General features: G+C 68.5%; 18 protein-coding genes. 3 read left to right on the top strand and 15 right to left on the bottom strand.

Features of this window, described 5'->3' with window-relative positions; all coding sequences use genetic code 11:
* Nucleotides 1-672 carry a TetR/AcrR family transcriptional regulator gene (locus U870_RS22475; protein WP_025157046.1) on the bottom strand — a complete coding sequence of 224 codons (672 nt, stop codon included), beginning with the start codon at nucleotides 670-672 and terminating at the stop codon, nucleotides 1-3.
* A 74-nt stretch (nucleotides 673-746) separates the two neighbouring features.
* Nucleotides 747-1,718, bottom strand: coding sequence for an aldo/keto reductase (locus U870_RS0108865; RefSeq protein ID WP_025157045.1), 972 nt, complete (start codon nucleotides 1,716-1,718; stop codon nucleotides 747-749).
* A 140-nt stretch (nucleotides 1,719-1,858) separates the two neighbouring features.
* Here U870_RS0108865 and U870_RS0108860 point away from each other — a divergent pair, with 140 nt between their 5' ends.
* Both U870_RS0108860 and U870_RS0108855 read left to right on the top strand, forming a co-directional pair.
* Entirely contained in the window at nucleotides 1,859-2,353 is a 495-nt protein-coding gene (locus tag U870_RS0108860) for a methylated-DNA--[protein]-cysteine S-methyltransferase (RefSeq protein WP_025157044.1), read from the top strand.
* The gene (locus U870_RS0108855; RefSeq protein WP_052357655.1) at nucleotides 2,350-2,976 is read left to right on the top strand and encodes a DNA-3-methyladenine glycosylase I; all 627 of its coding nucleotides are present in this window, start codon (nucleotides 2,350-2,352) and stop codon (nucleotides 2,974-2,976) included. Before U870_RS0108860 ends, U870_RS0108855 begins: the two co-directional genes overlap by 4 nt.
* A gap of 330 nt (nucleotides 2,977-3,306) precedes the next feature.
* On the opposite strand, the gene U870_RS0108850 is transcribed toward U870_RS0108855, so the two are convergent.
* From U870_RS0108850 to U870_RS0108790, 13 genes are all read right to left on the bottom strand, one after another.
* On the bottom strand, nucleotides 3,307-4,125 hold the full coding sequence (locus tag U870_RS0108850) for a YaaA family protein (protein ID WP_025157042.1): 819 nt from the start codon (nucleotides 4,123-4,125) through the stop codon (nucleotides 3,307-3,309).
* Nucleotides 4,126-4,683: an AAA family ATPase gene (locus U870_RS0108845; RefSeq protein ID WP_052357654.1), complete on the bottom strand. Its 558-nt coding sequence runs from the start codon at nucleotides 4,681-4,683 to the stop codon at nucleotides 4,126-4,128. It lies immediately after the preceding gene.
* Between the two features lies 1 nt (nucleotide 4,684).
* Nucleotides 4,685-4,945, bottom strand: a complete 261-nt coding sequence (locus tag U870_RS0108840) for a F0F1 ATP synthase subunit epsilon (protein ID WP_025157040.1) — start codon at nucleotides 4,943-4,945, stop codon at nucleotides 4,685-4,687.
* Between the two features lie 2 nt (nucleotides 4,946-4,947).
* Nucleotides 4,948-6,411 (bottom strand): F0F1 ATP synthase subunit beta, encoded by a 1,464-nt coding sequence (gene atpD / locus U870_RS0108835; RefSeq protein ID WP_025157039.1) that lies wholly within the window; start codon nucleotides 6,409-6,411, stop codon nucleotides 4,948-4,950.
* Nucleotides 6,412-6,451: 40 nt separating this feature from the next.
* Nucleotides 6,452-7,351, bottom strand: a complete 900-nt coding sequence (locus U870_RS0108830; RefSeq protein WP_025157038.1) for a F0F1 ATP synthase subunit gamma — start codon at nucleotides 7,349-7,351, stop codon at nucleotides 6,452-6,454.
* Nucleotides 7,352-7,384: 33 nt separating this feature from the next.
* On the bottom strand, nucleotides 7,385-9,022 hold the full coding sequence (gene atpA, locus U870_RS0108825; protein WP_025157037.1) for a F0F1 ATP synthase subunit alpha: 1,638 nt from the start codon (nucleotides 9,020-9,022) through the stop codon (nucleotides 7,385-7,387).
* A 23-nt stretch (nucleotides 9,023-9,045) separates the two neighbouring features.
* Nucleotides 9,046-9,837 carry a F0F1 ATP synthase subunit delta gene (locus U870_RS0108820; RefSeq protein WP_025157036.1) on the bottom strand — a complete coding sequence of 264 codons (792 nt, stop codon included), beginning with the start codon at nucleotides 9,835-9,837 and terminating at the stop codon, nucleotides 9,046-9,048.
* Complete coding sequence (locus tag U870_RS0108815) at nucleotides 9,837-10,388, bottom strand: F0F1 ATP synthase subunit B (RefSeq protein WP_025157035.1); 552 nt, start codon at nucleotides 10,386-10,388, stop codon at nucleotides 9,837-9,839. Before U870_RS0108815 ends, U870_RS0108820 begins: the two co-directional genes overlap by 1 nt.
* Nucleotides 10,389-10,419: 31 nt before the next feature.
* On the bottom strand, nucleotides 10,420-10,641 hold the full coding sequence (gene atpE / locus U870_RS0108810; RefSeq protein ID WP_018190348.1) for an ATP synthase F0 subunit C: 222 nt from the start codon (nucleotides 10,639-10,641) through the stop codon (nucleotides 10,420-10,422).
* A 51-nt stretch (nucleotides 10,642-10,692) separates the two neighbouring features.
* Nucleotides 10,693-11,490 (bottom strand): F0F1 ATP synthase subunit A, encoded by a 798-nt coding sequence (gene atpB / locus U870_RS0108805; protein ID WP_025157034.1) that lies wholly within the window; start codon nucleotides 11,488-11,490, stop codon nucleotides 10,693-10,695.
* A 173-nt stretch (nucleotides 11,491-11,663) separates the two neighbouring features.
* Nucleotides 11,664-12,158 (bottom strand): hypothetical protein, encoded by a 495-nt coding sequence (locus tag U870_RS0108800; protein ID WP_025157033.1) that lies wholly within the window; start codon nucleotides 12,156-12,158, stop codon nucleotides 11,664-11,666.
* Entirely contained in the window at nucleotides 12,155-13,420 is a 1,266-nt protein-coding gene (locus U870_RS0108795; protein ID WP_025157032.1) for an MraY family glycosyltransferase, read from the bottom strand. The genes U870_RS0108800 and U870_RS0108795 overlap by 4 nt, the downstream gene beginning before the upstream one ends.
* A 4-nt stretch (nucleotides 13,421-13,424) precedes the next feature.
* On the bottom strand, nucleotides 13,425-14,141 hold the full coding sequence (locus U870_RS0108790) for an L-threonylcarbamoyladenylate synthase (RefSeq protein ID WP_025157031.1): 717 nt from the start codon (nucleotides 14,139-14,141) through the stop codon (nucleotides 13,425-13,427).
* A gap of 64 nt (nucleotides 14,142-14,205) precedes the next feature.
* Here U870_RS0108790 and U870_RS0108785 point away from each other — a divergent pair, with 64 nt between their 5' ends.
* Entirely contained in the window at nucleotides 14,206-14,838 is a 633-nt protein-coding gene (locus U870_RS0108785) for an HAD-IA family hydrolase (protein ID WP_025157030.1), read from the top strand.

Raw genomic sequence — 14,838 nt, 5'->3', positions numbered from 1 at the left:
CTAGTCGAGTGCAGCGCCGGCGGCGGGGACGGTGGATACGCCCGAGGGCGTGAAGACGACGAAGGGGCGCCCGGCGACGCCCAGGAGGGCGATGCGGGCGAGTTCGTCCACGCTGAATTCCAACCCCTCGTTCAGCGCGGGGAAGGCGGACGCGAAGCTGAGGAGCCGCAGCACGTACGCGACGCGCTCCGGCGGGAGGTTCAGCGCGGCCGCCTCCGGCTCGATGATGCGAGCGATGATGCGGGCGAACTCGTGCCGCTCCTGCGGGATGTGCGGTCGTTCGGGCCCGATCACGGCCATGATCCGCATGACACTCTGGAAGCGCTCCCGCATGAGCAGGATGACGGCGCGGACCTTGTGCTCCAGGGGCAGTCCCGGGTCGATGGCACGGAGGGCGTCGCGGAGCGGTTCCGGATCGAGGTATTTCTCGATCGCCGCGGTGACCAGCGTCTCCTTGTCGCCGAAGGCCCGGAAGATCGTCCCCTCGGCGATCCCCGCCGCCTCGGCGATCTGGCGGGAGGTGACGCCGCGGCCGTGCTCGACGAGGAGCGGGATGACGGCGTCGATGATCATCGCCTTGCGCTCGTCCGGCGCGAGCGGCTGAGCGCGCTGGCGCGGGGCCGTGTCGGCATCGACCCCGTCGTCGGGGGCGGCTTCCTTCTCCGGTATCACGCAGGCGACACTACGCGGAGTGAGTGCTCACTCACAAGCAGTGGACCGTTCGCCGAGAGCGAACGAGGGCCGGGTCACGCCGTCGGCGCGAAGATCTCCGAGATCCGGGCGAGGTCGTCGGCGGTCGGCGTCCAGGCGGTCGCCGCCTCCGCGTTCGCGACGATCTGCTCGGGCTTCGTCGCACCGGCGATCACACTGGTCAACCCCGGCTGGGCGAGCAGCCACGCGAAGGTCGCGGCCAGCATGGTCACGCCGCGCTCCGCACAGAACGCCTGGTACTCCTCGATCCGCTCCCAGGGCGCGTCGTCCAGCAGGTGCTTGCGGGTGGACATGATCCGACTGTCCGCCGGGCCGCCGTCCCGGGAGAACTTGCCGGTGAACAGTCCGTTGTAGAGCGGGAAGAACGGCAGGAAGCCGAGGCCGTAGGCGTTGACGGCGGGGAGCACCTCGCGCTCGGCGTCGCGGACGAGCAGGCTGTACTCGTTCTGTGCCGAGATGAACTTCGGGTGACCGTGCAGTCGGGCGGTGAACTCGGCCTCGGCGATCTGCCAGCCGTCCAGGTTCGAGTGGCCGATGTAGCGGATCTTGCCCTCGGCGATCAGGTCGTCGAGCGTGGCCAGCGTCTCCTCGATGGGCGTCGCGGGGTCGGGCCGGTGCAACTGGTAGAGGTCGATCCAGTCCGTGCGCAGCCGGCGGAGGGACGCCTCCACCGCCAACCGGATGTAGCGCCGCGAACCGCGCACGCCCCAGTCCGGTCCGTTCGCGCCGGCCATGTCCATCCCGAACTTCGTCGCCAGGACGATGCGGTCGCGCTTTCCCGCGAGCGCCTTGCCCATCAGGGACTCGGAGAGCCCGCGTTCGGCGCCGTAGATGTCGGCGGTGTCGAAGAGCGTGACGCCCGCGTCGATCGCCGCGCCGATCACGGCGTCGGTCCCCTCTTGCGATGCGGAGGCCGTGCCCTGGCGGCCGAAGTTGTTGCAGCCGAGCCCGATGGTGGAGACGACGAGTCCGGAGCGGCCGAGGGTGCGGTATTCGATGTTCGCCATACCCCGAGTCTAGGCGGGAGCGCGGTCACCATCCCGGGGCCGCCGGGCACGGGATCCTCCACAATCGGTGACATCCGGAGGTTATCCCCGATGTCCGATTTCCGCGAGATTCTGTCGGTGGCTGCTCCTAGAGTCGAGTCATGACCAGCTTCGCGTACCTCCTTCGCACACCGAGCCCGATCGGCCGGATCGAGCTCACGAGTGACGGTGAGGCGGTGACCTCGCTCGCGATCGAGCGTGGCGGCGCCCTCCCCCTCGACGAGCACCCCGAGCGCAGCACCGCCGTGCTCGACGAGGCCGCCCGCCAGCTCGACGAGTACTTCGCCGGCACGCGGCGCGACTTCGACCTGCCGGTCCGCCTCGACGGCACCCCGTTCCGTCAGGCGGTGTGGGAGCGGCTGCAGCACCTGGAGTACGGCACCCTCACCTCCTACGGCGAGCTGGGGCTCTCCCTCGGCTACAGCGGCTACGGCCGGGCGATCGGCGGCGCGGTCGGAGCGAACCCCATCCCGATCATCGTCGGCTGCCACCGCGTGCTCTCCACGAGCGGCAAGGTGACCGGCTACAGCGGCGGCGAGGGCGTGCCCACCAAGCTCTGGCTGCTCGAGCACGAGGGGATCACGCTGGCCGCATGAGCGTCGACGACCAGAACGCCGTGACGGCCACTCCCCCGCCCCCCGCCCGCGCTGCGCTCGTCCGCGGCGACGACGGGTTCGACCGGTGCTCCTGGTCGGCCTCCGACGCCGAGTACCGGCGCTACCACGACGAGGAGTGGGGTCGCGAGCAGCGCGACCCCCGGGCGCTCTACGAGAAGATGTGCCTGGAAGGCTTTCAGGCCGGGCTCTCCTGGATCACTATCCTGCGCCGCCGACCCGCCTTCCGCGAGGTGTTCCACGGCTTCGTGCCGGAGCGTGTGGCGGCGATGACCGAGGCCGATGTGCTCCGGCTGCTCGGCGACGAGCGCATCATCCGGCATCGCGGCAAGATCGAGGCGACCATCTCGAACGCCCGCGCCGCGCTCGCCCTCGACCGGCCGCTCGACGAGCTGATGTGGAGCTTCGCGCCGCCACACGCGCCCGAGAACGCCCGGCCGCGCGCCTGGTCCGATGTGCCCGCGGTCACCGCGGAGTCGACGGCGCTGAGCACGGAACTGCGGCGCCGGGGCTTCCGCTTCGTCGGACCCACCACGATGTACGCGCTGATGCAGGCGACCGGGATGGTCGACGATCACTTCGCCGGATGCTTCCGGGCGGTGTGACCGACACCGCCGCCGCGCGGCGTCTCGTCGGAGGCGAGGAGTCGGGCCGACTCCGTCGACGGGATCGTTCTCGCTGGTGATGCGGTGCTCCGCTCGTGCCCGACCGCACGCGGATCTTCACCGTCCATCACACACGACCCCGACATCGACGTGGGATGAGACACGTCGAGAGCATCATCGGCCCGACTACTCTGCGAGTCGCGCTGACACCCCCGCGGCGTCCCGCTCCTCGGATCGAAATCCTTCTTCTCGCTTGTCGTGAGCATATCTCACTTTTGGGCGAACGCAAAGAGGGAAACGCCGGGAATTCACGCGCGAACGGTTGACCGTTCAGGCGGCCGCGCTGCGGAGCACCGCCATGAGCTTGCCCGGCGGGCCGGCCACCTCCGGCACCACGAGCTGCAGGTCGCCCGAGCCGTCGTCGGTCTCGGTCAGCTCGTAGCGCTCCGCCGCCGCCCACTCCAGCAGCTCCGCCGTCCCGGAGAAGTCGACGCCCGACTCGATGAGCGCACGCGTCAGCAGCCCCTTGGCTTGCTTGTTGAAGTGGTTGAGCGCACGCACCGCACCGGTCTCGTCGCGCGCGAGCACGCGGACGTAGTGTGCGCCGTCCCGTCGTGGGAGCGGCCCGAGTGCCGCATAGCCCTCGGAGCGCAGATCGAGCAGGAGACCGCCGTGCGCACGCAACGCCTCCCCCGCGGCGGGTGCCCAGCGCTTCGTGAGCGACGGGACACCGCGTTCCAGCGAGAGCCGCGAATCGAACGACAGCCGGTAGGCGGGGATCAGATCGTCGGCGCCGACGAGCCCGAGCAGGGCGGACTTCACCGCGACCCGCGAGGCGGCGAACTGCTGGGCGGCGGGAGAGAGGGTCTCCGGGGACAGGGCGTCGTAGAGCACCCCGGTGTAGCGCTGGAGCGCCGGCATCGTCGGCGAGGCGAGGATCGCGCGGTTGCGGTCGACTTCGCCGGCCTGCTTCGGTCCGAGCTTCAGCGCACGGACCGCCGTCTCCCGATCGGCGGAGAGGGCGAGCACGGCGTCGACGACCTCGCGCCGCACGGGCAGCAGGGAGGGGAAGCGCAGGGACTCCAGCAGCAACGGCGCACCGGCGCCTCCGTCCCTCTTCGTCTCGGAGGGCGGAAGGAGGATGAGCACCTAGCGTCCTACGAAGGCGACCGCCGCCTCGACGTTCTGGCCCAGCGGGAGCGACGTGTCGAGGGTGATCCGCGGGAGCGCCGCACTGGCGCCCTTCCACTCGGAATACTCCTCGATGCTCTGCTCGACCGCATGACCCGAGATCGGGACCTCGCGCTTGCCGAGCCGCTCGAGGTGCAGCTCCTCGTCGGCGCAGACCGTCTCGACGATGTGCAGTGCGACGCCGCACCGCTCCGCCAGGTCGCGCCACTGGAGCCGGGCCGGCTCGACCGCGTTCACCGCGTCGACGACGACGGAGCGCCCGGAGACGAGCACCTGCTCCGCCAGGGTGTCGGCGACGAGGTAGGCGGCGAGGCCCGTGGGCTGGTCGGCGTCGATCCCGGCACGCAGGATGGACGCCTCGATCGGGTCGACCGAGATGGGCGTTGCGCCGATGCGGCTCGCCACGATCTCCCCGATGGTGGATTTGCCGGAACCGGGCAGCCCCGCCATCACCACCAGCACGGGGACGCGGACGTCACCGAACTGGCGGTCGAGCGGGGCTGCCTGATCCGACATGTCAGACGAGCTCGGCCTGACGGGCCACGACGGTGACCGTGTTGTTCTCGACCGAGAGGAAGCCGTCGTCGGCCTGCGCCGTGATCGACTCCCCGCCGTTCAGTGTCACGCGCACCTCGCCGGAGGCGAGGATGGCGAGCAGCGGCTCGTGGCCGGGCAGGATACCGATCTGCCCCTCCACGGTCCGAGCCACGACCATGCTCGCCTCGCCCGACCACACCTCGTGGTCGGCGGCGACGACGCTCACGTTGAGAACAGCCATGATCAGCCGTTCTCCTTCTGGATCTGCGCCCACTTCTCCTCGACGTCGGTGATCGCACCGACGTTGAAGAAGGCCTGCTCGGCGACGTGGTCGAACTCGCCCTTGGCGATGGCGTCGAACGACTCGATGGTGTCCTTCAGCGGAACCGTCGAGCCCTCGACACCGGTGAACTTCTTCGCCATGTAGGTGTTCTGCGAGAGGAACTGCTGGATGCGGCGCGCACGCGACACCGTGATCTTGTCCTCTTCGGAGAGCTCGTCGACACCGAGGATGGCGATGATCTCCTGCAGCTCCTTGTTCTTCTGGAGGATCTGCTTGACCGTGGTGGCCACGCGGTAGTGGTCGGCGCCCAGGTAGCGGGGGTCGAGGATGCGCGAGGTCGAGGTCAGCGGGTCGACGGCCGGGTACAGACCCTTCGAGGCGATCTCTCGCGAGAGCTCGGTGGTCGCGTCCAGGTGGGCGAACGTGGTCGCCGGCGCCGGGTCGGTGTAGTCGTCGGCGGGAACGTAGATCGCCTGCAGCGAGGTGATCGAGTGACCGCGGGTCGAGGTGATGCGCTCCTGGAGGAGGCCCATCTCGTCGGCGAGGTTCGGCTGGTAGCCCACGGCCGAAGGCATGCGGCCCAGCAGGGTCGAGACCTCGGAGCCGGCCTGGGTGAAGCGGAAGATGTTGTCGATGAAGAGCAGCACGTCCTGCTTCTGCACATCGCGGAAGTACTCCGCCATGGTCAGGGCCGACAGGGCGACGCGCAGACGCGTTCCCGGCGGCTCGTCCATCTGGCCGAAGACGAGCGCGGTCTTGTCGAAGACGCCCGCCTCCTCCATCTCGTGGATGAGGTCGTTGCCCTCACGGGTGCGCTCGCCGACACCGGCGAACACCGACACACCACCGTGGTCCTGGGCCACACGCTGGATCATCTCCTGGATGAGGACGGTCTTGCCGACGCCCGCACCACCGAAGAGGCCGATCTTGCCACCCTGCACGTACGGGGTGAGGAGGTCGATGACCTTGATGCCGGTCTCGAAGAGCTGGGTCTTCGACTCCAGCTGGTCGAACGCCGGCGGCTGGCGGTGGATCGGCCAGCGCTCGGTGATCTCGATCGTCTCGCCCGGCTCGGCGTTGAGGACCTGGCCGGTGACGTCGAACACCTTGCCCTTGGTCACGTCGCCGACGGGCACCGAGATCGGTGCACCGGTGTCGCGGACCTCGCCGCCGCGGACGAGACCGTCCGTCGGCTTGAGGGCGATGGCGCGGACCAGGTCGTCACCGAGGTGCTGTGCGACCTCGAGGGTGATCTCGGTCGCGTTGTCACCGATGGTGATGGTGGTCTTCAGAGCGTTGTAGATGCCCGGGATCGAGTCGTGCGGGAACTCGATGTCGACGACCGGACCGGTGACGCGGGCGATGCGTCCCACGCCGGCCGGCTGCGCGGTCGAAGCCTGGGCCTCGGCGGTAGCGGTAGTCATGATTCGTTCTCTTCTCGTTGTGAAACTTCTCGGCCGGATGTCACTTCGCGCCGCTCAGCGCGTCCGCGCCGCCGACGATCTCGGAGATCTGCTGGGTGATCTCGGCCTGACGGGCGTTGTTCGCGAGGCGCGTGTAATCGGTGATGAGCTTGTCGGCGTTGTCGCTCGCCGCCTTCATCGCCTTCTGCGTGGCCGCGTGCTTGGACGCGGCGGACTGCAGCATGGCGTTGAAGATGCGGCTCTCGATGTAGACCGGCAGCAGCGAGTCCAGCACCGTCTCGACGTCGGGCTCGAACTCGTAGAGCGGCAGGACCTGAGTGCGATCCGGCTCCTCCACGCCCTCGACGACCTCCAGCGGGAGGAGACGGACGACCTGCGGCTCCTGGGTCAGCATGCTGACGAAACGGTTGTAGATGACGTGGATCTCGTCCACGCCGCCGTCCGCCGAGTCACGCAGGAAGGACTCCAGAATCGCGTCGCTGACCTCTTTGGCCTGCTCGAACTCGGGCGCGTCGGTGTTGCCGGTCCACACCCGCTCGAACGCGCGTCGACGGAAGCTGAAGTAGCCCTGCGCCTTGCGTCCGACGAGGAAGTAGACGACGTCCTTGCCCTGGCTGCGGAGCAGCTCGGCGAGCTTCTCCGACTCCTTGAGCACGTTCGAGTTGAACGCGCCCGCGAGTCCGCGGTCCGAGGAGAAGATGACGATCGCCGCGCGATCGATCCTCTCCGGCTCCGTGGTCAGGACGTGCTCGACGTTCGAGTACGTCGCCACCGCCGACACCGCGCGCGTGATGGCGCGGGCGTACGGCGACGAGGCAGCGACTCGCGCCTGCGCCTTCTGGATGCGTGAGGCGGAGATCAGCTCCATCGCACGGGTGATCTTCTTGGTCGTCTGGGCAGACTTGATCTTCTGCCGGTAGACCCGAAGCTGTGCTCCCATGTGTCTCCTAAGTACCTAACTGATCGCGGTGGATCAGCGCTTCGCCTTGACGATGCGCTCCTGGTCGACGTCCTCTTCCGCGATGGCCTCGAACTCCTCGCGACCGACCGAGGCGAGCGGCTTGCCCTCGCCGGTCTGGAACTCGAGCTTGAACTTGTCGACCTCGGCGCCGAGCTTCTCGACGGTGTCGTCGTCGAGGACGTTCGTCTCGCGCAGGGTGTCGAGGATGCCGGTGTTGCGGCGCAGGTGGTCGAGCAGCTCGGACTCGAAGCGGAGCACGTCCTCGACGGCGACCTCGTCCAGCTTGCCGTTGGTGCCGGCCCAGATCGAGACGACCTGCTCCTCCACCGGGTACGGCGAGTACTGCGGCTGCTTGAGCAGCTCGGTGAGGCGCGCACCACGGGCGAGCTGGCGACGGCTGGCCGCGTCGAGGTCGGACGCGAACATCGCGAACGCCTCGAGCGAACGGTACTGGGCCAGCTCGAGCTTGAGCGTGCCGGAGACCTTCTTGATCGACTTGACCTGCGCGTCGCCGCCGACTCGGGAGACCGAGATTCCGACGTCCACGGCGGGACGCTGGTTGGCGTTGAAGAGGTCGGACTGGAGGAAGATCTGGCCGTCGGTGATCGAGATCACGTTGGTCGGGATGTACGCGGAGACGTCGTTCGCCTTGGTCTCGATGATCGGCAGGCCGGTCATCGAGCCGGCGCCCAGCTCGTCGGAGAGCTTGGCGCAACGCTCCAGCAGACGGGAGTGCAGGTAGAAGACGTCACCCGGGTAGGCCTCGCGTCCCGGCGGACGGCGCAGGAGGAGCGACACGGCGCGGTAGGCCTCGGCCTGCTTCGACAGGTCGTCGAAGATGATCAGGACGTGCTTGCCGCCGTACATCCAGTGCTGGCCGATGGCCGAGCCGGTGTAGGGGGCGAGGTACTTGAAGCCGGCCGGGTCGGAGGCAGGAGCCGCGACGATGGTGGTGTACTCCATCGCGCCGGCGTCCTCGAGCGCGCCCTTCACCGAGGCGATGGTCGAGCCCTTCTGGCCGATGGCGACGTAGATGCAGCGGACCTGCTTGTTGACGTCGCCCGACTCCCAGTTGGCCTTCTGGTTGATGATCGTGTCGATCGCGATGGCCGTCTTACCGGTCTGGCGGTCGCCGATGATGAGCTGGCGCTGACCGCGACCGACGGGGATCATGGCGTCGATCGCCTTGATGCCGGTCTGGAGCGGCTCGTGCACCGACTTGCGCTGCATGACGCCGGGGGCCTGGAGCTCGAGCTCGCGGCGGCCCTCGGAGGCGATGTCGCCCAGGCCGTCGATCGGGTTGCCGAGCGGGTCCACCACGCGGCCGAGGTAGCCGTCGCCGACGGGGACGGAGAGGACCTCGCCGGTGCGGGTCACCTCCATGCCCTCGACGATGCCGTCGAACTCGCCGAGCACGACGACGCCGATCTCGTTCTCGTCGAGGTTCTGGGCCAGGCCCAGGGTGCCGTTCGCGAAGCGGATGAGCTCGTTCGCCATCACACCGGGGAGTCCCTCGACGTGCGCGATGCCGTCGGAGGCGTCGAGGACGTGCCCGACCTCGGCCGTCGCGGCCGCGGTCGGCTCGTAGTTGGAGACGAACTCCTTGAGCGCATCCCGGATCTCGTCGGGGCTGATCGAAATGTCTGCCATCGTATTTCCCTATCTTGGGGCGGTCAGCCCGCCAGCTGAAGTCTGAGGTCGTTGAGGCGCGATGCGATGCTGCCGTCGATGACGTCATCGCCGATCTGCACGCGCAGGCCGCCGACGATCGCCGGGTCGACGATCGTGTTGAGCTTGAGGTCGCCGTACTTCGCGGCCAGGCCCGCCCGGAGGCGTTCCAGCTGCGCGGCCGGCAGCGGCCGGGCGGTGACGATCGTCGCGATCGTCTGCCCGTCCTGCGCGGCGACGATCCGGGCGGCGGCGCGGAGCGACTCGCGGATGCTGCGGCCGCGGGGCTGCAGCACCAGCTGACGCACGATCGCGATCGTCTGAGCGGAGGCCTTCCCGGCGAGCAGCCGCTCGGCCAGGGCGGCCTTCGCCTCGGGTGCGCCGAGCTTGCTGCGCAGCGCGAGCTCGAGCTGCGCGTCGGAGGTCACGGCGCCTCCGAACGCGAGCAGCTCGGCCGCGATGTCGAGGTTGCGCGGAGCGGAGGCGGCGATGGAGCGGATGCCGAGCTCCTCGATCGCGTCCTGCAGGTCGTCCTGGCCGGACCAGCGCCCGGAGGCGACGGAGACCAGGAGCTCGACCGCGGGAGCGGAGAGCGAACCGAAGACGCGCTGCACGAGCGCCGTCTTGCCGGCCGGATCGGCCGAGGGGTCACTGAGGACCGCTCGGAGCTGGGCGGAGTCGGCGACGACTCGTCCTGCGGCGAACAGGTCCTCTGCCGTCGCCAGATCGGCCTTGGATCCCAGGCCGGCGAGAGCCGACACGGACCGGGCCAATGCTTCTCTGGTGGCGCTTCCCATTACTTGCTCGATCCTGCCTTCTCGCCGGCCTCGAGGTCCGCCAGGAAGCGGTCGACGATCGCCTGCGACTTCTTGTCGTCGGTGAGCGCCTCGCCGACCACGCCGGAGGCGAGGTCGATCGCGAGCGAGCCGACCTCGCTGCGCAGCGACACGAGAGCGCCCTGGCGCTCCGCCTCGATCTGCGCCTGCGCGGTGGCGGTGACGCGGGCGGCCTCGGCCGTCGCGGTGTCCTTGGCCTCCGCGACGATCTTCTGGCCGTCCGTGCGGGCGGTCTCGCGGATCTTCGCGGCCTCGGCGCGGGCGTCGGCGAGCTGAGCGGTGTACTCCTCGAGCAGCGCCTCGGCCTTGTGCTGGGCCTCGTCGGCCTTCGCGATGTTGCCCTCGATCGCTTCAGCACGCTCATCGAGCAGCTTCCTCATACGCGGAAGCACGAGCTTCCAGAAGAAGAACAGGATGATGATGAAGCAGATCAGAGAGCCGATGATGTCCGGCCACGCGGGGATCAGCGGGTTGTGCTGCTCCTCGGCGGCGATCACGACACTACTGAGCATCGTTCCTCCTTACTGAGTGTGAAAAGAGGATTTACTGGAAGATGAAGTAGGTCGCGATACCGATGAAGGCGAGGGCCTCGGTGAACGCGATACCGATGTACATCAGGACCTGGAGACGGCCGGCCAGCTCGGGCTGACGGGCGACGCCCTCGATGGTCTTGCCGACGACGATGCCCACGCCGATGGCCGGGCCGATGGCCGCGAGGCCGTAACCGACGGTGGCGATGTTGCCGTTGATTGCAGCGATGTCCACGTTGTGTGTTTCCTTCCGTGATGGCGATCCGTGCGGGTGCGCGGATCGTTCTTAGTGTTCCTCGGCGACTGCGAGCTGAATGTAGACAGCCGTGAGCAGTGCGAAGACGTAGGCCTGCAGGACTGCGACCAGGATCTCGAACAGGGTGAAGACGAAGCCGAAGGCGAAGGTGCCGACGCCGAAGAGCGACCACCAGCTGCCCGCGGTGAAGAAGAAGAACGAGGTCGCCGTGAAGAACAGGACCAGCAGAAGGTGACCGACGACCATGTTCATCAGGAGTCGGAGCGTGAGGGTCACGGGGCGCAGGATGAAGGTCGAGACGAACTCGATCGGCGTCACGATGATGTAGAGGAACCACGGCACGCCGGGCGGGAAGAGCGCGTTCTTGAAGAAGTTCTTCGGGCTCTTCTTGACTCCGGCGTAGATGAACGCGATGTACGCGACGATCGCCAGCAGCAGCGGGAGCGCGATGACCGAGGTGCCCGCGATGTTGAGGAACGGGATGATGCCGGTCAGGTTGAAGAACAGCACCATGAAGAAGATGGTGGTCAGCAGCGGCAGGAACCGGCGGCCGTCCTTCTTGCCCAGCAGGTCTTCCGCGACGTTGACGCGGACGAAGTCCAGACCCATCTCGACGACCGACTGGAAGCGGCCCGGGATGAGCTTCATCTTGCGGGTGCCGAGCCAGAAGACCAGGATCAGCGCCAGAAGGGCGATGAGCCGGACCACGATGATGCGGTTGAACTCGAGTCCGCCGATGGTGAACAGGGTCGGTGGGAAGAACTCGTTGATCGAGGGGCCGGTGAAGCTTCCATCATCGGAGCTTGCGGCCTGGACCAGCAGGTTCACAGCGTTAGCTAGCAGCGCTATCTCCTGTTTCGGGGCGTCGAGCCTCAGGCCCTCGCGACGACGAACATGGGAACACCCGGAATACTGCGCCAGTGAAGCTGGAGAGCGCGTTCGGGTGGGGGATCACTGACAACTCTACAAGAGTTTTCGCAGCGTAACGAATCGGATACGGCTCAGCGCTTCTCGCCCGGGAGCGAGATGTCACTGACGTACGGGACGCGGGATCGGAAGACCACGATCATGTCGACCACGAGGGAGCCGATGACCCCCGCGATCAGGCTCAGGAACAGCACCACCGGGTTGATCCAGGCCTGGTCCCTGAGCACGATCGCGAGCACGAGGAACAGCACGAACTTGAGGATCCAGCCCCCGAGGACGATGCCGAAGAACAGCCCGACGAAGAGGTCGGAGCCGATGAAGCGGTTCGCGATCAGGATGCTCAGAGCCGTGATGGAGAGGAAGACCGCCGCCATCACGGTGCCGATGAGCGCGCTGGTGACGCCGATCCAGCCCGCGAACATCCAGCCGAGCAGAGCGCCGACGATGGCGATCCCCCCGGCGATGATCAGGCCGTACTTGAGCACGTCCTTGAACACGGGCGTGGAGGTGGGCTGGGCGGGCGGGCCGGTCGGGCGCGGCGCGGGGGCGCCGTCCTGCGGGTCGGTCATCGGGACTCCTCACGAGTGGGGGCGGGCGAGCCGACGGCGGGCGTCGGGTCGGAGTAGGGGTGCCGCTCGCTGGCGGCGTCGAGCTGGTCGTACCGGGCGGTCTCGACCGCCTCCTCGGTGCCGGCGGGGGCGAGCTCCGCGGCGGCCTCGGTGACCTTGCGGCGGCTCAGCGGCGCCAGGGTGAACACGGCGCAGACGACCAGGCCGATGGCGAGGAACACGATCGCCATCCAGTACGGGTCGAAGAAGAACAGCAGCGAGCCGATCGCGACCACCGCGGTCCACGCGTAGAAGATCAGGACCGCGTGCAGGTGGGAGTGCCCCATGTCGAGCAGCCGGTGGTGCAGGTGCTTGCGGTCCGCGCTGAACGGGGATTTGCCCGCCCGCAGCCGGCGGACGACCGCCAGGCCGAAGTCCAGCAGCGGGACGATCAGCACGGCGAACGGCAGGATGATCGGGATGAACGCCGGCACGAGCGACGACTTTCCGAGCGTCTGCAGGGTCTCCGGGTTGATCGTTCCGGTCACCGAGATGGCCGAGGTCGCCATCAGGAGGCCGATGAGCAGCGCCCCGGCGTCGCCCATGAACATCTTCGCCGGGTGCCAGTTGAGCGGCAGGAAGCCGGCGCAGGCGCCGACCAGGATGGCCGCGATCACCCCCGCCAGGCTGAAGTAGTTCTGCGGACTGATCTCGCGCTGGAGCAGATACGTGTAGATGAGGAAGGTGCCGTTGGCGATCAGCGCGACGCCCGCGACCAGGCCGTCGAGCCCGTCGATGAAGTTGATCGCGTTCATCACCAGGACGATCGCGAACAGCGTGATGACGATGCTCATGATCGGCGAGCCGACGGTGAGACCGCCGATCGGCAGCGAGTAGATCTGCACCCCGAGCCAGGCGACCAGGCCCGCGGCCACGAACTGGCCGGCCAGCTTGGTCATCCAGTCGAGGTCCCAGATGTCGTCGGCGACGCCGATGACGACGATCAGCAGGCTGGCGCCGAGTATGGCCAGGATCGGCCCGCTGTCCGAGAAGATCAGCGACAGCACGCCGAACTGGCTGGACAGCAGCCAGGCGACGGCGAACGCCACCAGGATGCCGAGGAACATCGCGATCCCGCCCAGACGCGGCGTCGGGCGCGTGTGCACGTCCCGCTCCCGGATCTTGGGGTACAGCCGGTACTTCAGGCTCAGCCGGTAGACGACGAGGGACATCCCGAAGGTGATGACCGCCGAGATCAGGGCGAGGGCGAGGAGGAGGATCACGGGATCAGCTGTCCGTGGGGGCCTGCGCCGGCGCGTCGTCCGGCTCGAGGGCGTCGCCGACGACCGCGCGCAGCTGCGCCGCCGAGATCACGCCGTGGCGCAGGATGCGCAGGGCGCCGGCGCCGGAGGCCAGCGCGGTCGCGTCGACGATCGTCGACGAGGAGTCCTTGCCCTCGACGCGCTCGTAGGAGCCGCCGGCCTCTCCCCCGTCGAGGTAGACGGCGATCGAGTCGCCCAGCATGGCCTCGGCCTCGGCGGCGGTGCGGGCGGCGGGACGACCGGTGAGGTTGGCGGAGGAGACCGCGAGCGGCCCTGTCTCCGACAGCAGTTCGAGGGCGATCGTGTCCTGCGGCATGCGCAGCGCGACGGTTCCGCGGGTCTCCCCCAGGTCCCAGACCAGGGACGGCGCCGCCGGGAGCACGACGGTGAGGCCGCCGGGCCAGAACGCCTTCACCAGGGCGTCCACCTCGGGCGGGACCGTCTCGGCGAGCGCCGCGAGCGTGGGGATGCCGGGCACGAGCACCGGGGGCGGCGACTGGCGCCCGCGTCCCTTCGCATCGAGCAGCCGCTGCACCGCCGCGGGCGAGAAGGCGTCCGCCGCGACACCGTAGACGGTGTCCGTGGGGATGACGACGAGTTCGCCGCGTCCGATGGCCGAACGGGCCAGACGCATGCCGGAGAGGAGCTCGGAGTCGACCGAGCAGTCGTAGATGGGTGCCATGACGGCACCCATGATAGTTGAGCCGCTGCAAGGTTCCCTGCGTTCACGGTCGATACTGGTACCGATGGATGTCTACTTCTTCGACTGCGACAAGACGCTCTACGGCTACGACTTCCACAAGCGCCTGCCCCGGCTGGCCGAGCTGGGCGGCGTGAGTCAGTACCGCCTGGCCTCCACCTGGTGGGCGGGAGGCCACGAGCGCGCCGCCGAGATCGGCGAGTACGCGACCAGCGAGGAGTACCTCGAGGCGTTCGCCGACGTGACAGGCGCCCGCCTCACCCTCGCCCAGTGGCAGGATGCTCGGAAGGCCGCGATGACGCCCATCCCGGGCTCGATCGCCGCGCTGCGGGAGGCCGCGACACTCGGGACGGTGTCCCTGCTTTCGAACAACCCCATCCCGTTCAAGGATTCGCTGCCGGTGCTCACCCCGGAGATCGTCGACGTGCTGCGCGACAACGACCTGGTCTCCGCAGTGCTCGGCGCGCGCAAGCCCGAGCGCCGGATCTACACCCGCGCCCTCGGCCGGTTCGGCGTCGAACCACGCGACGCGATCCTGTTCGACGACTCGCTGCCGAACGTGGAGGGGGCGCGAGAGGCCGGCATGCACGCCTACCAGCTGACGAAGCGCGACGACGGCACCTTCGACACCGACGGGCTGACGGCGGCCATGCGCGCCTTCGCCGAGAGGGAGCGCTGA

This window comes from Leifsonia aquatica H1aii (genome assembly GCF_000633535.1).
GTDB lineage: Bacteria > Actinomycetota > Actinomycetes > Actinomycetales > Microbacteriaceae > Leifsonia > Leifsonia aquatica_A.
This window is presented reverse-complemented; position numbering and strand designations above follow the sequence as displayed.